Origin of the sequence: Azonexus sp. IMCC34842 (genome assembly GCF_050368855.1) — a bacterium.
Lineage (GTDB): Bacteria > Pseudomonadota > Gammaproteobacteria > Burkholderiales > Rhodocyclaceae > Azonexus > Azonexus denitrificans_A.
Map to the genome: position 1 here is coordinate 954,903 of NZ_CP178449.1, position 21,538 is coordinate 976,440.

Below are 21,538 nucleotides of genomic sequence, written 5' to 3' on the forward strand. Positions count from 1 at the left end.
CGACAATGGCCTAGCGCGAGCGGCCATCAAGGTGCATCACCGGGAGCGACGAAAGGTCGACGTCCTCAAGGCAGCGAGCATTGACCGCCGCCTTGCGATTCCCCGAAGGATCAGTTCCTTCGCCGAAAGGATGAATGCCGCATTTCGGGCAGAAGTGATGCTTGATGACGTGCTTTCCGAAGGTGTAGGTAGCAAGGTTGCTTTCCGGCGTCAGCAAGCGCAGCGCATCTCTTGCGACGAACCAGTGCAGCGCCCCAATCCGGGAGCAGATTGAACAGTTGCAATCGGCGACCTGGGTCAGTTCGCCCTCGACCTCGAATGCAATTTGCCCACAGTGACAACTGCCTTTGTAGATCATTGTCTAGCTCCTTTCATTTCCGGGTTTGGTGATTGCGGTGATGGAGGTTGCAATGTTGCCTTGTGACGCCCAATGTTCAAGGTAAGTGAGGCTGCTCCATCGCGACGCGTCCCTTGGACAATGGATCAGGCATGACAATTTATGCGATTGACTTTGCCCATAGCGACAATATCTGGGATATGGCCAGCAAAATCCACGGCAGTAAACGTGGCAGTCTGTTATCGCCTGCAAGGCGTGAAAACCTAAAGGCGATCGCCATGAAAGAACCGCCAAAGGCGATCAAAGAGACTCCGGCCACCCTGGCCGCCTTGCCTTCAAGCGGAGAAGGTCCGAAAAAGAACTGCCCAAATTCCGGACCGCTCAACGGGTCCAGGTGTGCGCTAGTAATCGCGCTGACGCCAAACCAAAACAGGAAACCTGCGAACGGCGAAACAATAAGAATGAGCAATAAAGTATGAAGCCATGTCGGTAATGCTTCATCGGATGGAAATAATGAAGGCTGCATCAAGGTGCCGAGCGACGTTGTAGAAAAATAGTGTTCATGTCCGCATCGTGAAGCTAGGTGTAGGCATGGGAATGGGTTTGCCCTCTAACGCAGATCAGCCGACGGCAAAAAGCGCAGCTTTTTGACGGTCGGCTGGAGCGGGATGTTATGCATTGGTGTCTCCATTCGAGAGGGGGGGGTTCGAGTGCCCAGTGCGAGACCAAACAATCCACCAGACAAACGCTGCGCCAGCCAATGTGAATGGCGGGACGACCATGAATAAGAGAATGCCAAACCCTAGGTCTTCACCCAACTCGGCCTGAGAGTTCATACCGGTCGAGAACATCTCGTAGTAGGCAGCAAGCTCTGCCGCAAGCCATGCAAATGCAGGCAAGCTGCAGAGAGCGGCAGTTGATGCCAGAAGTATGCGCAGACCTTTATGCATAACGTGGAAATAACCCGACGGCCGTCAGGCCGGTCGGGTTGATTGCAGGGTTAGAACCGACGGTCCTATAGCAGGTAGGCATTGATATTGATCTCACTGTCAATTGCATAGTTTTTTGTTGCGACTGGAGTCCCACAGAACTTGCAATTCAATTGCCCTGGGACACGAAGCAAGTTATTGGCACCTTGCTCTTGCTCAATAGCAGGGGCAAGCAACTCGCTCTTGCTCTTACCGAGATAACCTATTTGCCCCAAATCTAACCGATAAACACTTTGCGTCGTTCGCCCAAGAAAAGTGGCGAAGTCACCACCGGCGCCACTTTCAAAAAACTGAAACTCAACCGGAAACCCGCACTTGGCACAGTTTACGTGGCAAAGAGAGACTGGCAGTGATAGCTGGCGCATAGGTTCCAACGTTCAGTAGGCACCTATGCAGGTGCCTACTTCCTGCAGTGGTGGTGTATATGATCGGATGGTGAATGCTAACATCATGATTTGTCTAGTTCTTTGGGGGAATATCATGGCTGGCGAAATAAATTCTGCACCACCGGCACCGAAATTGTTGGATCTGGTACGCGATCGCTTGCGGTTGAAGCATTACAGCATTCGAACCGAAACACAATATCTGCAATGGATACGGCGTTTCATCCTGTTTCATGGCAAACGACATCGATGGAGATGGGGGTGGCGGAGGTGGAGGCTTTTTTGACATATCTTGCCGTCGATGGGCGGGTGGCGGCATCGACACAGAATCAGGCCTTGTCCGCCTTGCTTTTCCTCTATCGCGAGGTGCTGGGGATCAATCTGCCCTGGCTGGATGGCGTGGTGCGGGCCAAGCAGCCGCAGCGCTTGCCGGTGGTGTTGACGCGGCAGGGAAGTTGGCGCCTTGCTCGATCGCATGAGCGGCTTGCCCGGGCTGATGGCGCGTCTGCTTTACGGCACTGGCATGCGTTTGATGGAATGTGTTCGTCTGCGGGTCAACGATGTCGATTTTGAGCGGGCCGAGATCGTGGTACGCGATGGCAAGGGGGCGAAGGATCGGGTGAATATGCTGCCGCAATCGCTGATTCCGCCCCTGCAAGATCATTTGCGCTGGCGCCGCCAGTTGTATCTGGATGACCAGACCGGCGGGCGGCGGTATATATGCCGGATGCGCTCGACAGGAAATATCCGCATGCGGCCAGTGAGTGGTCCTGGCAGTACGTCTTTCCAGCCTTGGGCTATTCGCTCGATCCGCGCAGTGGCGAGGAGCGCCGCCATCATCTCGACGAGAAGGCGGTGCAGCGGGCAGTGAAGAAGGCGGTGCAGGCCAGCGGCCTGGTCAAGCTGGCGACGCCGCATACCTTGCGCCATTCTTTCGCGACGCATCTGCTGCAGTCCGGTTACGATATCCGCACCGTGCAGGAATTGCTCGGGCATGCGGACGTGGCTACCACGATGATTTATACGCATGTGCTGAACAAGGGAGGGCGCGGCGTGACTTCACCGCTCGATACCATTTAAAGAACAATGTCTGAAGACCTTTTTCCCCCCACCGTCGATCCAACTCTCAACCAGCCGCTGGCCGAGCAACTGCGCCCGCAAACGCCGGACGAGGTGATCGGGCAGCAGCATCTGCTCGGCCCCGGCAAGCCGCTGCGCCTGGCGTTTGCATCCGGCCAGCCGCATTCGATGATCCTGTGGGGGCCGCCCGGGGTGGGCAAGACGACGCTGGCGCGGATGATGGCGACGCAGTTCAAGTGCGAGTTCATTGCCTTGTCGGCAGTGTTTTCCGGCATCAAGGAAGTGCGCGAGGCGGTGGTGCAGGCCGAGATGTGGCGGGCCCAGGGCAAGCGCACCATCCTCTTCGTCGATGAAATCCACCGCTTCAACAAGGCGCAGCAGGACGGCTTCTTGCCTTTCGTCGAATCCGGCTTGTTTACCTTCATCGGTGCGACGACCGAGAACCCCTCGTTCGAGGTCAACTCGGCGCTGCTCTCCAGGGCTTCGGTCTATGTGCTGAAATCGCTCGACGAGAGCGAAATGGGGCAGCTCTTCGACCGGGCCCGCGAACGGGCGCTGGCCGATCTCGAATTCGACGCAAGCGCTCGCGAACGCCTGGTCGGCTTGGCCGACGGCGATGCCCGGCGTCTGCTCAATCTGCTCGAACAGGTCCGCACGGCGGCCCATGCGGCGGGTTTGACCCTGGTGGACGGGGCTTTTATCGAGGCCGCGCTGGCCCAGAGCTTGCGCCGTTTCGACAAGGGCGGCGATGCCTTCTACGACCAGATTTCGGCCCTGCACAAGTCGGTGCGCGGTTCCAATCCGGATGCGGCGCTCTACTGGTTCACCCGCATGCTCGACGGTGGCGCCGACCCGCGCTACCTGGCCCGGCGGATCATCCGCATGGCCTGGGAAGACATCGGTCTGGCCGACCCGCGCGCCATGCAGATTGCCAACGATGCGGCAGCAACCTACGAACGGCTCGGCTCGCCGGAAGGCGAACTGGCGCTCGGTCAGGCGGTGATCTACCTGGCCGTCGCCGCCAAGTCGAATGCCGGCTACATGGCCTACAACCAGGCGCGGGCCTTTGTCAGCAAGGCCGGTTCGCAGCCGGTGCCGGTGCATCTGCGCAATGCGCCGACCAAGCTGATGAAGGAACTCGGCTACGGCCATGCCTACCGCTATGCGCACGACGAGCCGGAAGCCTATGCCGCTGGCGAAAGCTACCTGCCGGAAGGCATGCCGGAGCCGGGCTGGTATCAGCCGACGCCGCGCGGTCTGGAAGGCAAGATCGGCGAGAAGCTGCAGCACCTGCGCGAACTGGATCGCCAGGCCCGCAAGAAATAAGGGATCAGGGGCAAACCATTGCCCGGTCGGCGGCTCGATCAGGGCCGGCCGGTGCCAAAGTTCTTGGCTAAATCACGAAAGATTCTTGTTGGCCAGGTTCTGCCGTATCCAGCTCAGCATGTCGTCCCATATTTTCCGCTGTTCGCGCAGCGGCGGCATGCTGGTCGCGTGCGGCAGCTCGATGGTGATGACCGGGGTGTTTTTGTGCTCCCCGCCGTAATTGCCGAGCGAACCCGGATAGATGCCCAGCCGGTTGAGGCTGAGGCTGCCGAAGCGGCGCGGCTGGCGGGCCGGGCCGTCGAAGTCGAGGATGCCGAACGGGGCGTGGACACTGACAATCAGGTTCGGCTTGAAGCTTTCGATCTGGTCGTGCAGCCAGCGGGTTTCCTGCTCCGACATCGCGTCCTTGCCGGGGAAGCGGCGCGGGTCGCGCTGGGTCTTGCTGGCCCAGTAGTTGTGGGCGTTGCTGTGCCAGTCGGGGGTCGGGAAGTTACGGTTGAGATCGACGCCGTTGGCATTCATCCGTTGCGCCGGGCTGGCCAGAAGGCCGTCCGGGTTGGCCACCGGAATGACCCGCCAGTGGTACTGCCCGGGTTCGGCTTCATCGACCCATTGCAGCCAGCGGAAGACAATCGACGCCGAAGTCAGTTCGTCGCCGTGGATGCCCCCGACCAGCAGGATGCGTAGTGGCCGTTTCGGTGGGGCGCCAAGGCTGGCAATTTTGCGCGGAGCTGGTGGCAGGTCGCGGAACATCAGGGCGTTGTGCCTGACGGACTGGATCGGGGCGGCCTGCAACTGAAGCTTGTGGCAAAGCGCCGGCGGGACGCTGCCGAGGCGCTCGCCGATCGCCGCGCACCATTGCTGCGGCGTGCTCGCCGGGGCCGCCGGAAAGCAGGTGACGGGAAGAAGCAGGGTGAGGGCTGGCAGGTAGTGGCGGAAGGGCTTGGGCATGAGGGGGGCGGACGGCATTCGTGCCGACCATGATAATCCCCGAACGGGCGCTTGTCCCACGTGCCGCGGGCCTCCAGTCGCATCGCGTATAATCGGCCTTTTGCCATAATTGCTGCGGTCGACCGACCAAAATCAGGAAAAAACATGCTCGACATCCAACAACTTCGCTCCAATCTCGACGCCGTGGCCGAGGGCCTCGCCAAGCGCGGCAAGCCGATCGACTTTTCCGAATTCAAGGCGCTGGAGGCCGAGCGCAAGACGCTGCAGACCCGCACCCAGGACTTGCAGGCGCAGCGCAACAGCCTGTCCAAGCAGATCGGCATGTTGAAGGGCAAGGGCCAGGACGCCTCCGAGGTGATGGCTCAGGTCGGCACGCTGGGCGACGAGTTGAAGGCTTCGGAAGCCCGTCTTGCCGAACTGCTGGAAAAATTCAACGCGATCCTCGCCGCGTTGCCGAATATTCCCGATGAATCGGTGCCGGTCGGCAGTGATGAAAGCGGCAATGTCGAAATCAAGCGCTGGGGTACGCCGCGCGTTTTCGACTTCCCGGTCAAGGATCACACCGATGTCGGCGAGCAACTCGGTCAGCTCGACTTCGCCACCGCCGCCAAAATTTCCGGTGCCCGCTTCTCGCTGCTCAAGGGCGGCGTTGCCCGCCTGCATCGGGCGCTTGCCCAGTTCATGCTCGACACGCACACCGCCGAACATGGCTACACCGAAGTCTATGTCCCTTACCTGGTCAATGCCGCCAGCCTGAACGGTACCGGCCAGTTGCCGAAGTTCGAGGAAGACCTGTTCAAGGTGCTGCGCGGCGATCAGGATCCGCTCTACCTGATCCCGACCGCCGAAGTGCCGGTGACCAACATCGTACGCGACGAAATTCTCGCCGCCGAGGCGTTGCCGCTGAAGTTCGTCAGCCACACCCCGTGCTTCCGTTCGGAAGCCGGTTCCGGCGGCCGCGACGTGCGCGGCATGATCCGCCAGCACCAGTTCGACAAGGTGGAATTGGTGCAGATCGTGCACCCGGACCAATCCGCCGCAGCGCATGAGGAACTGACCCGCCAGGCCGAGACCATTCTCGAAAAGCTCGAACTGCCGTATCGCCGCATGGCGCTGTGTTCCGGCGACATGGGTTTCTCCGCCGCCAAGACCTACGATCTCGAAGTCTGGCTGCCGGCCCAGAATACCTATCGCGAAATCTCGTCGTGTTCCAACTTCGGCGCCTTCCAGGCCCGCCGCATGCAGACGCGTTTCCGCAACGACAAGAACAAGACCGAACTGGTGCACACGCTGAACGGTTCCGGCCTGGCCGTCGGTCGCACGCTGGTCGCCATCCTGGAGAATTTCCAGAACGCCGATGGCAGCGTTACCGTTCCCGCCGTGCTCCGTCCCTACATGGGCGGGCTGGAGAAGCTCAGCGCTTGAGTTTCAGCCCGGGGCCGTCGCCCTGCAGGCCGATCATCTTTTCCATCTTGCTGGAGATCGACTGCAGGGCCGGCTCGTTGCGCACCAGAATGTCGTAATAGCTGCGAATGTTCTCGACCAGGATCACCGCCTCGCCGCCGCGCGCCCGGCCGGATTTCAGCCGCTCGTAGTATTTGGGCTTGGCCAGTAGCGGCAGGATCCGTTTCATTTCAAACCAGGCGGTCGGGTCGGCGCCGAGTTGCCGGGCAATGGTGCGGGCCGCGTTAAAGTGGCCGGGGCCGATGTTGTAGGAGGCGAGGGCCAGCCAGGTGCGGTCCGGTTCGCGTGCCTCGTCCGGCTGCATTTCCTTGAGCTGGTTGATGTAGCGGGCGCCGGCCACGATGCTCTCGCGCGGATTCAGGCGATTGCTCACCTTCATCCGGTCGGCGGTTTCTTCGGTCAGCATCATGATGCCGCGCACGCCGGTCGGGCTGGTCGCGTTCGCATCCCAATGCGACTCATGATAGGCAACTGCGGCAATCAGTCGCCAGTCGATGCCGCTGATGACTTCCGCGGCGTAAAAGAATTTGCGCAGGTCCGGCAGGGTGGTCTCGATCTCCCCGAGGAACTTGATGACATCGGCCTGGTTCAGGCGGCGAACGTGACCGAAGTAGCGATCTTCCAGCTTGGCCAGCGTGCCGTCGAGCTGAATGCGCTCGATGAAGGCGTTGGCCCGGGCGGCCAGTTCCGGGTTCGGGTGCGGCCCGAGCAGCCAGACAATCGGTTGCTCCTCGCTGAGCATCAGCGAGGTCCGCAGGTTCGGGACAAACTGATTGGCGATGTCTTCCAGATTGTTGTCCATCGCGACCAGTTCGACCTCGCTATTGCCGAGCGATTCGAGCAGATCGAGAATGTCGCCCTCCCGGACTTCGACGACCGTGAGTTCTGGAATGGTTTTGGCCAGCCGATGCAGGTTGGTGGCCTGACGCGATCCGGCCATCGCATGCACGGTCTTGCCGCTCAGTTGGCCGAGTTCGGTCAGCGGCAGCGAGGCATCGTTCTGGGCCAGAACGTCGTGAGTCTGGAAAATCGGCGGCGTCGCCTGAATCTGTCGATCGGCGACTGGCGACAGCCAGCCGGCCGCCAGATGGTAATTGCCCCGGGCCAGATAGGTATCCATTTCTTCTTGCGGAACAACGACATGCTTTACCGCAACCCCGAGTTCCCGGGCGAAGGCTTCGGCGAGGTCGTGCTCAAGGCCATTGACGTTGCCGTTGTCGTCGGCGACGCGGGTCAGCGGCCCCGAATTGGTCAGAACGACGAGGTCGTGCTGGGCGGGGGTCGGAAAAGGCAGCGGCATACTTCCCCACTCGCCGCAGGCGGCAGGGAAAAAAACCAAAATCAGTAGTAGTAATCTTGTCGTCCAGCGCATCTCTTGTGCTATTATCTTGCCCGCTTTGGAGAGGTGGCAGAGTGGTCGAATGTACCTGATTCGAAATCAGGCGTACTGCAAGGTACCGTGGGTTCGAATCCCACCCTCTCCGCCAAAGCTATTACAGATAAGCCCGTGATTTCACGGGCTTTTTTGTTTTGAGGGGCCGCATTGTAACCCACAAATGGTCCGGATCGGCCAGAATGACCTGATGCCTTATTACGGTATTTTTCCCGCCGAGCACTTCGTCATTGCCACCGGCCGTACGCTGGATGGCGAGGTGGCGCCCCAGATACTCTGGTATTTCCAGGACGAGACCATCGCCGTGCCGCACCGCGGCTGGTCCGCTGCCTGTCTTCCGGGCGATTTGCCGGTCTGGGCCGATCTGGCGGCCTGGAGCCAGGCGAATCCGCTCGGCGGGGCGCCGCACTATCCGCCGCTGGTCTGGCTCGGGGCGCCCGATGTGCTGCAGCATGCCGTGCTGGCGGCGGATGGCCGGTCGATCGCGGTTGGGACTGACTCGCTGGCGTGGCGTCTGGTCCCCAGGTTGCCGCTCAACAAATCCTGGTTCGACGCGAGTAGCCTGGCCTTCTTCGGCGGTCGCCCGGTAAAAATCCGGGGAAGCCTTGCGACAGATGCTTTTGTGGCGCACACCGTGTGGCCCGAGGATTTCCGGTTGCCGGAAAACCCGGTCAGCAGCGCGCTGGCTCCCGAGCCGGCGGCCGTGCGTCAGTGGTTGCGGGCGCAGCCCAGAGGCGGCGCGCAAAGCCCGTTTGCCGTCGAATCGCTCTGGCGGCGGCCGGGCCTGATCGGGCCGCGGGCCGGTCAGCCGGTTCTCGGCTTGATGCTGAATGGCGCCCAGGGCGATGACGACGAAGCGCACAGCGGCCATTTCGCCTTGATGACCGGGCGGATCGGCGAACAGGGCGCAATCGACGACTGGCTGGTGAATAACTTCTACACGCTGGATTCGGAAAGCGAGAAGGGCATCATCGCAGCGCCGGTGCCGCTCGACAATTACCTCGCCGACCTGAACAGCGGCCAGGCCTGGTATCGGCCGTCCTACATGCTGGTGGCGACGCTCAAGGAAGAGCGCACGGCGCTGCACCTGCAATCGGCGATGGCGCGCGTTTACGAGCAGCTCTATCGGCACCGGCTGGCTTATCAGCATGCCCGTGCCAATTGCACCGGCATCAGTGTGACGACATCGCGCATTCTTGGCTGGCGGGTGCCGGCGAGAGGCGCCGAAAGCTGGCTCAAGGCGGTGTTCGCTCTGCCCTGGCGGACGCTCCGGGAACGAAGCCTGAGCAAGGGCAAGGCGATTTTCGATTATCTGACGGAAGATCGGACCCGGCTTTATCCGGCTGCCGCCTTCGAGGAAATGGCCGCCGATCTACTGAAGCTGGCGAGTGGGCAGGCCGGTCGCCCACTGACGGCATTCGAGCATTTTCTGGCCGAGGATGTCGCCGAAATCCTGCTGGTCCGCGTGCCGCAGTTTCCCTCCAGTCGGGCCTGGGGCGATTACCCGGTGGAAACCAGTGTCGAATACCGGGCGCGGCTGCCGCAAGACCCGGCCGAGCAGCAGATCATCCCGGTGCCGCGGCGCGTCTTTCCCGACGCCTTGCGCGATCCGCAGGCGCCGCCCCCGCCACCCTTGCGTTCGGATTACGCGGTGGCCGCCTGGGTTGCGGCGATTGTTGTGCTGATTGTGCTCATCCTGGGCCGGCTCTTGGCATAATCCGTCTGTGCTTGCCTACATCGTTCGTCGCCTCCTCTACGCCATCCCGATTCTGATCGGGGTGAATCTGATCACCTTCGCGCTGTTCTTCGTCGTCAATACGCCGGATGACATGGCGCGCATGCAACTCGGGGTGAAGCGGGTGACGCCGGAGGCGATCGAAAAATGGAAAATCGAGCGCGGCTACGACAAGCCGCTGATGATCAATGCGGCGGCCAGCGGGCTGGCGGTCGTCACCGACACCGTGTTCTTCGCGAAATCGGCGCGCATGTTCGCCGGCGATTTCGGGCGCGCCGAGGACGGCCGCGACATCGCCCGGGAAATTTCGGCGCGGATGGGTCCGTCGCTGGCCATTGCGCTGCCCACGTTTATTCTCGGGTTGTTCGCCTCGATCAGTTTCGCGCTGACGCTGGCCTTCTTCCGCGCCACCGCCTTCGACTTCTGGGGTGTCGTGTTGTGTGTCGCGATGATGTCGATTTCCGGCCTGTTCTACATCATCGGCGGCCAGTACCTGATCAGCAAGATCTGGCGGCTGGTGCCGATTTCCGGCTATGGCGCCGGGCTGGAGGCTTGGCGCTTCCTGGTCCTGCCGGTGCTGATCGGGGTGGTTTCCGGCATCGGCTCATCGAGCCGCTGGTATCGCACCATTTTCCTTGAGGAAGTCAGCAAGGATTACGTGCGGACCGCCCGCGCCAAGGGCCTGCCCGAAACGGTGGTGTTCTTCCGGCATATCTTGCGCAACGCGTTGATCCCGATCCTGACCGGGGTTGTCGTCGTCATTCCGCTGCTCTTCATGGGCTCGCTGCTCACCGAGTCCTTTTTCGGCATACCCGGCCTCGGCAGTTACACCATCGACGCGATCAATGCGCAGGATTTCGCAGTCGTCCGGTCGATGGTCTTCATCGGTTCGGTGCTCTATATCGTCGGCCTGATCCTGACCGACATTTCCTATACCGTGGTCGATCCGCGGATCCGCTTCGAATGAGCGGCTTCCAGATCGTCGTGCTGTGGTCGGACATGCTGATCTGGCTGCTGGTTGCTGCCACCCTGGGGCTGGGCGTGCTGATTGCGAAGAGTCCGCCGCTGCTCGCCGCCTGGCGTCGGGTCGGGGCGAACCGGGTCGGCATGGCCTCGGCCACCGTACTGCTGGCTTTCGTCCTGATCGGCCTGCTCGATTCGCTGCACTACCGGGTGCAGATGAACAGCGAGGCGGGGCAGAAAGTCACTTACGCCATCGAAGTGCTGTCGGTACTCGATGCGCTCGCTGCACCGCTGCGTTTGCGCAATGAGAAAACCTATTCCGAACCCTTTGCCACCCGTCTCTATGCCAAGGAAAGCATCGATCTGCCGGGCGGCGGTACGGTCCGCGACTACCCGCGCCTGAAGCATGGCGGCGTCCATCTCGGTGAGCGTGAGGCCGAGGTGGCGGCCGATGCCGGATTCACCGCGCTGCGGGCCGGGCTGGCCGCTTGCATCGGCTGGCTGGCCCTGGCCGGCATCGCCTCGCTCGTCGCCGGTCGTGGCGCGGCTGGCGGTTCGGGCTGGCGCAAGATCTGGCGCGGCGAAACGGCGTTCGCCTGGAATGCCGTGCTGATCGCGCTCGGCTTCATCCTGCTGCTTGTCGTGCCGCTGCTCTGGCTGGCCGGTCAGTACCACGTCTTCGGCACCGACAAGGTCGGCCAGGACGTGCTCTATCAGGTGCTGAAAAGCGTGCGCACCGGGTTGATCATCGGCCTGGTGACGACCCTGGTGATGCTGCCGATGGCCGTGCTGCTCGGCATCGTCGCCGGCTATTTTCGCGGCTGGATCGACGACCTGATCCAGTACGTCTATACCGTGCTCAACTCGATTCCCGGCGTGCTGCTGATCGCCGCCGCCGTGCTGATGATGCAGGTAGTCATCGACACCCACCCGCAATGGTTCTCGACCGCCGCGGAACGCGCTGATCTGCGCCTGCTGGCGCTCTGTTTCATCCTCGGCATCACCAGCTGGACCGGCTTGTGCCGGCTGCTGCGCGGCGAAACGCTGAAGCTGCGCGAACTCGAATACATCCAGGCGGCGCAGGCTTTCGGCGTCTCGAACTGGCGGATCATCGTCCGGCACATCCTGCCCAACCTGATGCACATCGTGATCATCGCACTGGTCATGGATTTCTCCGGCCTGGTGCTGGCCGAAGCGGTACTCTCCTACGTCGGCATTGGGGTCGATCCAAACATGAACAGTTTCGGCACGATGATCAACAACGCCCGCATGGAACTGGGCCGCGAACCGGTCGTCTGGTGGTCGCTGGCCGCGGCCTTCGTCGCGATGTTCACGCTGGTGCTGGCGGCCAACCTGTTCGCCGACGCGATCCGCGATGCATTCGATCCGAGGGCGGCGTAAATGTTACAGGTCGAAAATCTCCGTCTCGGCTTCACGGCCAATGGCCAGACCTTTGCCGCGGTGGACGGTATTTCCTTCGCCATTGCCAAAGGCGAAACCTTTGCCCTGCTCGGCGAGTCGGGCTGTGGCAAGTCGGCCACGGCGCAGGGCATCATGCGCCTGCTGCCGGCCGCCGGCCGCATTCTCGACGGCAGCATCCGGCTCGATGGCGAGGCCTTGCTGACCCTGCCGGAGGCCGACATGCGCGTCTATCGCGGCAGCCGGATGGCGATGATTTTTCAGGAGCCGGCGACCAGCCTGAACCCGGTGCTCACCGTCGGCCGGCAGATTGGCGAGGTGCTCGAACGCCATCGCCAACTGGTCGGCCAGGCGGCGACCGGGCGGATGCTCGAATTGCTGCGTCTGGTCGGCATCGCCGACCCGGAACGGCGGCTTGGCGAATATCCCTTCCAGCTCTCGGGCGGCATGAAGCAACGGGTGATGATTGCCATCGCACTAGCCGGCGAGCCGGAGCTGCTGATCGCCGACGAGCCGACCACCGCCCTCGACGTTACCGTCCAGGCGCAGATCCTCGACCTGCTGGCCGGCCTGCAGGCGGAGCGTGGCATGGGCATGCTGCTGATCACCCACGATCTCGGCGTCGTCGCCCGCATGGCGCAGCGCATTGGCGTCATGTACGCCGGCGAACTGGTCGAGGTGGCCAGTCGCCAGGAATTTTTCACCCGGCCGCGGCATCCCTACACCCAGGCGCTGTTTGCCGCCTTGCCGGAAGTGTCGCGGCGCGGCTTGCGGCTGACCACGATTCCTGGTCAGGTGCCAGTGCTTTCGGCCATGCCCGCCGGCTGTCGTTTTGCCGACCGCTGCACCCATGTCATGGCCCAGTGCCGCAGCGAGTCGCCCGCCTGGCGCGCGGTCGGCGAAGGCCATGTCGTCCGTTGCCACTGGACCGGCGAGGCGGCCGGGGCAGGACCGGCGCGTCACGCCGTCAGCGAGCTGGAAATCGAACCGGCCCGGCCGTTCCTCGAAGTCGATGCCTTGAAAGTCCATTTCCCGATCCGCCGCGGCTTGCTGCAACGGACGGTCGGCCATGTGCGGGCAGTCGATGGCGTGTCGCTGGCCATCTCGGCCGGCCGCACGCTGGCCCTGGTCGGCGAATCCGGCTGCGGCAAGACGACGGTCGGCAAGGCCTTGTTGCAACTGATCCAGCCGACGGCCGGCAGCGTCAAGCTCGCTAACCGCGAGCTGGTCGGCATGAAGCCAAAGCGCCTGCGCGCCGCCCGGCGACACATGCAGATGGTGTTCCAGGATCCGTTCGCGTCGCTCAATCCACGGATGCGGGTCGGCGAGATCATTGCCGAGGGGATGGCGGCGCTGGCTCTGACCGCCGACCGGGCGACGCAGGCGGAAGCGCTGTCCGCCTTGCTCAGCCAGGTCGGGCTGCCGGACGAAGCAGCCGGGCGTTATCCGCATGAGTTCTCCGGCGGCCAGCGGCAGCGCATCGCCATTGCCCGCGCCCTGGCCGTGCAGCCGGAACTGCTGATCTGCGATGAGCCGACCTCGGCGCTCGATGTCTCGGTGCAGGCGCAGATTCTCAATCTGTTGAAGAAGTTGCAGGAAGAACTGGGCGTCGCCTACCTGTTCATCACCCATAACTTCGCGGTGGTCGAATATCTGGCGCACGATGTGGCGGTGATGTATCTCGGCCGCATTGTCGAACGGGGCAGGGCGGAAGAAGTGCTGCGCTCACCGCGCCATCCTTACACCCGGGCCCTGTTGTCGGCGGTGCCGGTGCCTCGCCTCGATGGCCAAAGTGCGGTCGTCCGTTTGCCGGGAGAAACGCCGTCGCCGGCCAATCCGCCGTCGGGCTGCCACTTTCATCCGCGCTGTCCGCACGTCATGGCGGTCTGCCGGGAGAGCTACCCGGAAAGCAGCGAGGTTTCAGCGACCCATACGGTCAACTGCCATTGGCGGGCGGTTTAAGGCAGCTTTTCGCTTATCGATCGCCGGCAAAAATCAGTTGCGTCGCCCTTTGCCCGGCTTGCCACCCTTGCTTGGCGTGGCCGGCTTGGCCGGGGCAGCTTTTTTGCTGGTGTCGGCCTTGGCGGCTGGCTTGGTGGGCAGCTTGGCAGGCGCTTTGGCGAGCGGCTTGGCGCCTTTGCTGCTGACCTGGATGGTCGCCTTGCCGCCGCCCTTGGCCGGCGCCTTGGCGGTCTTGCCGGTGGCCGCCCGGCTGTTGCGCGTCGGGGCGACCGGTTCCGGTTCGATGATCTGTTGCGGGGCGGCGACGCTTTGCAGATTACCCAGGTCCTCGGCTCCGTCGCCGGCCGGGACGAGCAGCGTCGAGCCGGCCCCCAGACGAACCTTGACCGGCAGGCCGTTGATCCGCAGCAATTCGGGCAAGGCGATACCGAAGCGTGGCGCGACCTTGTCGAGCTTTTCGCCATTCTTCAGCGTGTAGGTCTGCCATTCGGTCAGCCGCGCTGAATTTTTTTCGAGGTTGCTGCGGAAAATCGCCAGTTTGTCGGCCGGCAGCACAACTGCCGAATCCGCGTGGATGACGGGGCGGTTATGTGACGGGTTGAGCGCCAGGAAATCCTCGACCGGCATGTTGGCCAGCCGGGCGGCGGTTTTTACATCGATCGCCCGTTCGGTATCGATGGTCGCGAAATACGGACGGTTGAGGATTTCCGGCAGGCCGAGCTGGACCATCAGGACCGGGTTGCCGAAGATGTTCTTCAGGGCCTGCAGCTTGGGGACGTAGTTCCGGGTTTCGTTCGGCATGGTCAGGCTGGCGTAATCGGCCGGCAGGCCCCGGGCGTTGTTTTTGTCGACGGCGCGTTTGACGGCGCCTTCGCCCCAGTTGTAGGAAGCCAGCGCCAGATGCCAGTCGCCATGCATGTCGTAAATGGTTTGCAGGTATTCGAGCGCCGCATCGGTCGAGGCGACGATATCGCGGCGTTGGTCCTGCCACCAGTTCTGTTCCAGATTGAAACGCTTGCCGGTTGCCGGAATGAACTGCCACAGGCCCGAGGCATGCGACCGCGAGTAGGCCATCGGGTTGAACGAGCTTTCGACCATCGGCAGCAGCGCCAGTTCGGTCGGCATGCCACGCGCTTCGAGTTCTTCGACGATGTGATGCAGATAGGGGCGACTGCGTTCGACCATCCGGCGCAGGGCATCCGGATGACTCTGATACCAGTGCTGGTGGCGCAGCACCAGGTCATCATTGAGATTGGTCATCGCAAAACCGTTGCGGATGCGATCCCACAGATTGTCGGTCTCGGCCGTCAGGTCGATGGTCGTTGGCGGCTGCAGCGCAGCACGCACTTCATGGATGGTCAGGGCGCCGTCCGGGGATCCGGTTTCTGCGTCGCTCGGTGAGGACATTTGCAGGGAATCCAGCGGGGTGTTGTCGGCTGCATCAGCCAGCATCGGCAGGGCGAGCGTCAGGGCAGTAGCGCCCAGGCAGGCGCCGGCAAAACGGCGAAACAGCGACAGAACGTTGCGGTGTTGAATGGGTAACTCCTGGCGCGAACGGGGTCGACTAAACCAGCGATTATACCCGACCCCCGCCAGGGCTTTGGCCTGTCTGAAGGCCTTGTTACATCTGGGGGTCGCTTCGTCCGGTCGGCAAAAACTGGATTGTCGGCGCCCCGGTGCGGGAATCAGCTGATAAACGGCAGTTGCAAGGTGTCGGTTCCCTGGGCGGCGCCGCTGGTTTCCCGGCACAGCTCGAGGAGGGTCCGGGCCGCCGGACTGATCGGGCGCTGCCGGTGACGGGCAAAATAAAAATGGCGGCGCAGGTCGAACTGCGGGGTCGCGATTTCGACCAGGCTGCCGCGCCGAAAAGCCTCGCGCAGCGACAGGCGGGACAGGCAGCCGATGCCCAGCCCGGACTCGACGGCCCGCTTGATCGCTTCCGTATGTTCCAGTTCGAGCTGGATGTGGATATCCGGCAAGGCTTTGGCAATGACGCGGTCGAACAGGGCGCGGGTTCCCGAGCCATGCTCGCGGACGATCCACTTCTGTTCGCTCAGCAGTTGCCGGCTGACCTCGCCGGCCGAGGCCAGCGGATGCTGCGGGGCGCAAAAGGCAACCAGCGTGTCGTCCAGCCAAGGCTCGAGCAACAGGTTGGGATCGTCGGCTTCGCCTTCGATCAGGCCGATATCGAGTTCAAAGCGGATGAGTTGTTCGACGATGCTGTGGGTGTTGGCGACATGCAGGCTGACCTTTGATGCCGGATGGCGGCGCAGGTATTCGGCGACAACCAGAGTGGCCAGGTAGTTGCCGATGGTCAAGGTGGCGCCGACTGCCAGCGGCCCGAGGACGCCGCCGGCCAGATAGGCTTCGATGTCCGTCGCGCGAGCCAGCATGTCCTGCGCCTGGGGGAGCAGGCCGCGTCCGGTGCTGTTGAGGCGCAGCGACTTGCCGATACGGTCGAACAGCGGGCAGTCGAACTGGCGCTCCAGTTCGACCAGCGCGCTGCTTGCCGCCGACTGCGACATCGACAGCTGTCGGGCGGCGCGCGAGACGTTTTCGCTCCGGGCGATGGCGGCAAAAACTTCAATCTGGCGCAGGGTGATTCGCATATCGATCTGGTGGGTAATTGTTAGCGAAATTATCCGCTTATATATATAAGGTGCGAAGCCTATTATTCAAGACATACAAAATACCGCCGAGAACATCCGCCATGAGCAACCTTGCTACCGAGAAAATCATCTCCGTCCATCACTGGAACGACACGCTGTTTTCTTTCCGCACGACGCGCGATCCCGGTCTGCGCTTCATCAACGGTCAGTTCGTGATGATCGGACTGGAAGTGAATGGCCGGCCGCTGACCCGCGCTTACAGCATCGCCAGCGCCAATCATGAAGAGCATCTGGAGTTTTTCAGCATCAAGGTACCGAACGGACCGCTGACCTCGCGCCTGCAGCACCTGCAACCGGGTGACCCGATCATCGTCAGCAAGAAGCCGACCGGAACGCTGGTTCTGCATGACCTGAAACCGGGCAAGCGCCTGTTCATGTTCGCCACCGGTACCGGTCTGGCGCCCTTCATGAGCCTGATTCACGATCCCGAGGTGTACGAAAAGTTCGAGAAAATCATCCTGATTCACGGCGTTCGCTGGACCAATGAACTGGCCTATCACGACTATATCGAGCACGAAATCAGGCAGCACGAGTTCTTTGGCGATTGGGCGCGTGAAAAGCTGGTGTACTACCCGACGGTGACTCGCGAGCCATTCCGCAACGAAGGCCGGCTGACCGACCTGATCGAATCCGGCAAGCTCTTCGCCGATATCGGCTTGCCATCGCTCGATCCGGTCACCGACCGGGCGATGATCTGCGGGAGCCCGGCCATGCTGGCCGACACCGCGGCCATGCTCGATGCGCGGGGATTCAAGGTCGGCCACCACCACACCGGGGAACTCGGCGATTACGTCATCGAGCGGGCTTTCGTCGAGAAATAGGCAGCCCGGGCAGCAAAGAAAAAAGCCGTTGAAATCATCGATTTCAACGGCTTTTTTAATGGTTGGCGGAGTGGACGGGACTCGAACCCGCGACCCCCGGCGTGACAGGCCGGTATTCTAACCAACTGAACTACCACTCCAGTACTGCAAAACCTTTACTGCCAAATTCTTGGCGTCCCCACGGGGATTCGAACCCCGGTTACCGCCGTGAAAGGGCGGTGTCCTAGGCCTCTAGACGATGGGGACCCGGACGTTACCTGTAACATTACAACACTGCCGGTTCGGTATCTGGTGGAGGTACGCGGGATCGAACCGCGGACCTCTTGCATGCCATGCAAGCGCTCTCCCAGCTGAGCTATACCCCCATTCGAGAGATAGCCGAACCAACTTCGACCTTTCGGTCCAGACTGCCAACCGAGGTTGGCAACCTGCATAAAAAAGCCGGGATAATCCGGCTTCAAAATATTGGCGGAGTGGACGGGACTCGAACCCGCGACCCCCGGCGTGACAGGCCGGTATTCTAACCAACTGAACTACCACTCCAGTACTGCAAAACCTTTACTGCCAAATTCTTGGCGTCCCCACGGGGATTCGAACCCCGGTTACCGCCGTGAAAGGGCGGTGTCCTAGGCCTCTAGACGATGGGGACCCTGGACCAACTTCTTTCGCACTTTGGTGGAGGTACGCGGGATCGAACCGCGGACCTCTTGCATGCCATGCAAGCGCTCTCCCAGCTGAGCTATACCCCCGCCGCGAAAGAAGGCCGCATTATAGGGATCTCACCGACCCTTGTAAATAGGCCTTCTCCGTTTTTTAGATATTTTGTCTCAATGCGGCGATGACCTTGTCGCGGCCGATCAGCGCGATTACGGCATCGACGGAAGGGGTCTGTGCCTGGCCGGTCAGGATGACGCGCAGCGGCATCGCCAGCTTCGGCATTTTCAAGCCATGTTTGGTCACCGTTTCCTTGATCAGCGCATTGATCGCCGGTGCCTCCCAAGCAACAGTGGCAATGCCTGCGGCAAAATCGGCCAGTGCCGGGCGGGCTTCATCCGGCAGGTGCTGGGCAAGCAGTTCCGGATTCGGCGTGACGTGGGCGTAGAACACTTCGACGGCATCGGCCAGAACGTTCAGCGTGTTGCTGCGATCGACATACAGCGTCACCGCTTTTTCCAGGTCGGGGCCGGCATCGGTATCGACGCCGCGCGCGGCGAGGCGAGCCTTGATCTTGGCGGACAACTCGGCCGGCGGCATCAGCTTCATGTAATGCTGGTTCAGCCAGAGCAGCTTTTCGGTATTGAACTGGGCCGCCGAAGCGGTAATGTGGTCGAGATCGAACCACTCGATGAATTGCTGGCGGGTGAATACTTCGTCATCGCCATGCGACCAGCCGAGACGCGCCAGGTAGTTGATGACGGCTTCCGGCAGGAAGCCCTCGTCGTCGTACTGCATCACGGATACCGCGCCATGGCGCTTCGACAGCTTGGCGCCATCGTCGCCGAGGATCATCGACAGGTGGGCGTATTGCGGCACTTCGGCGCCGAGAGCCTGCAGGATGTTGATCTGGCGCGGCGTGTTGTTGACGTGGTCGTCACCGCGAATGACGTGGGTGATGCCCATGTCCCAGTCGTCGACGCAGACGCAGAAATTGTAGGTCGGCGTACCGTCGGCCCGGGCGATGATAAGGTCGTCGAGTTCGCAGTTGGCAATCTCGATGCGGCCCTTGACCTGGTCGTCCCAGGCCACGACGCCGTCCTTCGGGTTCTTGAAACGGATGACCGGCGGCACATCGGCCGGCGGCGTCGGCAAGACCTTGCCGGCTTCCGGACGCCAGCGCCCATCGTAACGCGGCTTTTCCTTGCGCGCTTCCTGCTCGGCGCGCAGGGCATCGAGTTCCTCGCGCGTCGTGTAGCACTGGTAAGCCGCGCCGCTGGCCAGCATCTGCTGGATTACTTCCTTGTAGCGATCCATGCGCTGCATCTGGTAGAACGGCCCTTCATCGTGGCCCAGTTCGAGCCACTGCATGCCGTCCAGAATCGCCTGCACGGCTTCCGGGGTCGAGCGGGCGACATCGGTGTCTTCGATGCGCAGAATGAAGGTGCCACCATGACGACGGGCAAACGCCCAGGAGAAGAGAGCGGTGCGCGCGCCGCCGATGTGGAGGTAACCGGTGGGGCTGGGGGCAAAACGGGTGCGGACTGGCTTCATTGGGGGGCGGAATCCATACGGGTGCAAAGGCGGCTATTTTAGCCGACTGGTTTGACCCTCTGCGAGACTTATGGTTAAATGCGCGCCTCTCAAGTGGGCGGTTAGCTCAGCGGTAGAGCACTGCCTTCACACGGCAGGGGTCACTGGTTCGATCCCAGTACCGCCCACCACGATCGAGATAGTCAAAAGCCTGAATATTCAGGCTTTTTTCTTTTGTGCCCCCCTTTTGCCTTACTGATCGCCGGGCGTTGGTGTTAGGCGGATCACTTCCTCTGTGATTACGTACCGGCCGTTAATTCAGGTGGCTGGGGGAACGCCGGCTGCCGCGCATCGAAGAGAATGTCGCTTGCATATATTCTGCCGGTCCCCTCTGCACGTGATCGGTCAGGAGCTCACCTGGGACCGCTGTTGGCTGACCCCATGGCTTAAGAACATCAGCTAAGTTCATAACAGCAAAGGAGAAATTCGGATTACCCACAAAACCTGTGGATAACTATGGGGATAAGCTGTAAAAAGTGGGCTTAAACTCCCGTCGCTAAAGGCTTTGCCTTACTGTGCAAAAACTCTATGCATAGTTCTATCTATATGAATATATGTGACTTTATTATTTTCCTTGACATGTTTCGAAGTCCCGTTTTTCGTTCGGCTGCGGCGATGTCATTTTTTTCACTTTGTGCATAAGTCAAGTCTTGACAGTGAAAAATCTCATTTAAAAAGACCTGTCGGTACCCCCGATGTGAAGCCTATGAGTGCCAGGGTACATTGCCGTCGCCAGTCGCCTGTCTATACTCAAAAGAGCTTGCCAGGCGGTTGGATGAACTCCCTCTGGCCAGCGCTTCGAAGCCGGAACTGCCGGTTTCGTACCCAGCGGATAGGTTGAAAAATTGCAGAGTGGATGGGAGTCAAAGCCATGAAAAAGATCATTGTTTCTTTAATCGTCATCGCAGTAAGCTCAAGCGGACTGGTCGGTTGCGCCAGCATGGATGAATCGCAGCGGACTACGGCGACCGGTGCGGCGATCGGCGCCGCCGCTGGTGCCTTGCTGGGCGGGGTGACCGGGCACGGTGGCAAGGGTGTGGCGACCGGTGCTGTAATCGGCGGGGCGCTGGGGGCTGGCGGCGGATATCTTTGGTCGCGCCACATGCAGGAGCAGAAGGCGGCAATGGAACAGGCAACGGCTGGAACCGGCGTGGGGGTTAGCCAGACTGCCGACAACCAGCTCAAGCTCGACATTCCGAGCGACATTTCCTTCGACTCCGGGCGCTACGATATCAAGTCCAACCTGCGGCCGATCCTCGATCGCTTTGCGACGACCTTGAACCAGAACCCGGTGACCACGGTGAAAATCATCGGGCATACCGACAATACGGGGAGCGACGCGGTGAATAATCCGCTTTCGATCAATCGCGCCAGCGCTACCCGCGATTACCTGGCGGGTCGTGGCGTGGCGATGAATCGTATGGCGATCGATGGGCGTGGTGCGCACGATCCCGTGGCGGACAACGGCACGCCGGCCGGGCGGGCGGCTAACCGCCGGGTCGAGATTTTCGTGGCCGAGCCGGCGCGCTAGGAAGCGGGCGGGTCATCCCGCCCTTTTGTTACCGGGCTATTTTTTAGCCTGGAAATAGAGGCACTGTTGTGCCGATGCTGCCATGACGACGCGGATCGGTTGCTGCTGGCTCTTGAAGCCCAAGGCCCGGCAACCGTAGCGGAAATGCACTTCGTGGGTGATGAAATAGTGCGCACAGTTGTTGCAGCGGGCCGGCTGATCGGCTGCAAGCGGCGCCCCGGATGTCGCATCGGGTGCGCCAGAGGTGTTTCTTGCGCTGGTCAATGAT

16 protein-coding genes, 8 tRNA genes and 1 pseudogene are annotated in these 21,538 nt (G+C 61.6%); 11 read left to right on the top strand and 14 right to left on the bottom strand.

Annotation, left to right across the window (positions count from 1 at the left end; all coding sequences use genetic code 11):
- Positions 1 to 10 precede the first annotated feature (10 nt).
- Positions 11 to 358 (bottom strand): GFA family protein, encoded by a 348-nt coding sequence (locus ACLIKD_RS04405; RefSeq protein ID WP_428827326.1) that lies wholly within the window; start codon positions 356 to 358, stop codon positions 11 to 13.
- Positions 359 to 497: 139 nt separating this feature from the next.
- A complete protein-coding gene (locus tag ACLIKD_RS04410) occupies positions 498 to 863 on the bottom strand; it encodes a hypothetical protein (protein ID WP_428827327.1) in 366 nt (121 codons plus the stop codon).
- 943 nt (positions 864 to 1,806) lie between these two features.
- On the opposite strand from ACLIKD_RS04410, the pseudogene ACLIKD_RS04415 reads away from it, so the two are divergent.
- Positions 1,807 to 2,789 (top strand): annotated as a pseudogene (locus tag ACLIKD_RS04415) (integron integrase).
- Between the two features lie 6 nt (positions 2,790 to 2,795).
- Positions 2,796 to 4,115 (top strand): replication-associated recombination protein A, encoded by a 1,320-nt coding sequence (locus tag ACLIKD_RS04420; protein ID WP_428827328.1) that lies wholly within the window; start codon positions 2,796 to 2,798, stop codon positions 4,113 to 4,115.
- Positions 4,116 to 4,187: 72 nt separating this feature from the next.
- Here ACLIKD_RS04420 and ACLIKD_RS04425 read toward each other — a convergent pair whose 3' ends face one another.
- Complete coding sequence (locus ACLIKD_RS04425; protein ID WP_428827329.1) at positions 4,188 to 5,066, bottom strand: M14 family zinc carboxypeptidase; 879 nt, start codon at positions 5,064 to 5,066, stop codon at positions 4,188 to 4,190.
- A 144-nt stretch (positions 5,067 to 5,210) separates the two neighbouring features.
- On the opposite strand from ACLIKD_RS04425, the gene serS reads away from it, so the two are divergent.
- Positions 5,211 to 6,491 (top strand): serine--tRNA ligase, encoded by a 1,281-nt coding sequence (gene serS / locus ACLIKD_RS04430; protein WP_428827330.1) that lies wholly within the window; start codon positions 5,211 to 5,213, stop codon positions 6,489 to 6,491.
- Here the strand turns inward: serS and mltF are convergent.
- Complete coding sequence (mltF, locus tag ACLIKD_RS04435; protein ID WP_428827331.1) at positions 6,481 to 7,830, bottom strand: membrane-bound lytic murein transglycosylase MltF; 1,350 nt, start codon at positions 7,828 to 7,830, stop codon at positions 6,481 to 6,483. The two genes, serS and mltF, sit on opposite strands and share 11 nt — an antisense overlap.
- 99 nt (positions 7,831 to 7,929) lie before the next feature.
- Between mltF and ACLIKD_RS04440 the strand changes: the two genes are divergently transcribed.
- From ACLIKD_RS04440 to ACLIKD_RS04460, 5 genes are all read left to right on the top strand, one after another.
- Positions 7,930 to 8,017: transfer RNA gene (locus tag ACLIKD_RS04440), tRNA-Ser, on the top strand.
- A gap of 96 nt (positions 8,018 to 8,113) precedes the next feature.
- Complete coding sequence (locus tag ACLIKD_RS04445) at positions 8,114 to 9,640, top strand: hypothetical protein (RefSeq protein ID WP_428827332.1); 1,527 nt, start codon at positions 8,114 to 8,116, stop codon at positions 9,638 to 9,640.
- 7 nt (positions 9,641 to 9,647) lie between these two features.
- Positions 9,648 to 10,625 carry an ABC transporter permease gene (locus ACLIKD_RS04450; protein WP_428827333.1) on the top strand — a complete coding sequence of 326 codons (978 nt, stop codon included), beginning with the start codon at positions 9,648 to 9,650 and terminating at the stop codon, positions 10,623 to 10,625.
- The gene (locus ACLIKD_RS04455) at positions 10,622 to 12,022 is read left to right on the top strand and encodes an ABC transporter permease (RefSeq protein WP_428827334.1); all 1,401 of its coding nucleotides are present in this window, start codon (positions 10,622 to 10,624) and stop codon (positions 12,020 to 12,022) included. Before ACLIKD_RS04450 ends, ACLIKD_RS04455 begins: the two co-directional genes overlap by 4 nt.
- A complete protein-coding gene (locus ACLIKD_RS04460) occupies positions 12,023 to 14,002 on the top strand; it encodes a dipeptide ABC transporter ATP-binding protein (protein WP_428827335.1) in 1,980 nt (659 codons plus the stop codon).
- A 33-nt stretch (positions 14,003 to 14,035) separates the two neighbouring features.
- On the opposite strand, the gene ACLIKD_RS04465 is transcribed toward ACLIKD_RS04460, so the two are convergent.
- Positions 14,036 to 15,409, bottom strand: coding sequence for a transglycosylase SLT domain-containing protein (locus tag ACLIKD_RS04465; protein ID WP_428827336.1), 1,374 nt, complete (start codon positions 15,407 to 15,409; stop codon positions 14,036 to 14,038).
- A gap of 278 nt (positions 15,410 to 15,687) precedes the next feature.
- Complete coding sequence (locus tag ACLIKD_RS04470; RefSeq protein ID WP_428827337.1) at positions 15,688 to 16,611, bottom strand: LysR family transcriptional regulator; 924 nt, start codon at positions 16,609 to 16,611, stop codon at positions 15,688 to 15,690.
- 101 nt (positions 16,612 to 16,712) lie between these two features.
- Here ACLIKD_RS04470 and ACLIKD_RS04475 point away from each other — a divergent pair, with 101 nt between their 5' ends.
- Positions 16,713 to 17,492 (top strand): ferredoxin--NADP reductase, encoded by a 780-nt coding sequence (locus tag ACLIKD_RS04475; protein WP_226419108.1) that lies wholly within the window; start codon positions 16,713 to 16,715, stop codon positions 17,490 to 17,492.
- Positions 17,493 to 17,555: 63 nt separating this feature from the next.
- Here the strand turns inward: ACLIKD_RS04475 and ACLIKD_RS04480 are convergent.
- The 7 genes from ACLIKD_RS04480 to gltX form a co-directional block, all read right to left on the bottom strand.
- A tRNA-Asp gene (locus tag ACLIKD_RS04480) sits at positions 17,556 to 17,632 on the bottom strand.
- A 30-nt stretch (positions 17,633 to 17,662) separates the two neighbouring features.
- Positions 17,663 to 17,738, bottom strand: a tRNA-Glu gene (locus tag ACLIKD_RS04485).
- A 43-nt stretch (positions 17,739 to 17,781) separates the two neighbouring features.
- Positions 17,782 to 17,857 (bottom strand) — tRNA-Ala (locus ACLIKD_RS04490).
- A 101-nt stretch (positions 17,858 to 17,958) separates the two neighbouring features.
- Positions 17,959 to 18,035: transfer RNA gene (locus ACLIKD_RS04495), tRNA-Asp, on the bottom strand.
- A 30-nt stretch (positions 18,036 to 18,065) separates the two neighbouring features.
- Positions 18,066 to 18,141: transfer RNA gene (locus ACLIKD_RS04500), tRNA-Glu, on the bottom strand.
- A gap of 24 nt (positions 18,142 to 18,165) precedes the next feature.
- A tRNA-Ala gene (locus ACLIKD_RS04505) sits at positions 18,166 to 18,241 on the bottom strand.
- A gap of 64 nt (positions 18,242 to 18,305) precedes the next feature.
- Positions 18,306 to 19,700 (bottom strand): glutamate--tRNA ligase, encoded by a 1,395-nt coding sequence (gene gltX / locus ACLIKD_RS04510; RefSeq protein WP_428827338.1) that lies wholly within the window; start codon positions 19,698 to 19,700, stop codon positions 18,306 to 18,308.
- A 95-nt stretch (positions 19,701 to 19,795) separates the two neighbouring features.
- Here gltX and ACLIKD_RS04515 point away from each other — a divergent pair.
- Together ACLIKD_RS04515 and ACLIKD_RS04520 are read left to right on the top strand one after the other, a co-directional pair.
- Positions 19,796 to 19,870, top strand: a tRNA-Val gene (locus ACLIKD_RS04515).
- A 740-nt stretch (positions 19,871 to 20,610) separates the two neighbouring features.
- Positions 20,611 to 21,270 (top strand): OmpA family protein, encoded by a 660-nt coding sequence (locus tag ACLIKD_RS04520; RefSeq protein WP_226419110.1) that lies wholly within the window; start codon positions 20,611 to 20,613, stop codon positions 21,268 to 21,270.
- Positions 21,271 to 21,306: 36 nt separating this feature from the next.
- On the opposite strand, the gene ACLIKD_RS04525 is transcribed toward ACLIKD_RS04520, so the two are convergent.
- On the bottom strand, positions 21,307 to 21,534 hold the full coding sequence (locus ACLIKD_RS04525; protein WP_428827339.1) for a hypothetical protein: 228 nt from the start codon (positions 21,532 to 21,534) through the stop codon (positions 21,307 to 21,309).
- Positions 21,535 to 21,538 lie beyond the last annotated feature (4 nt).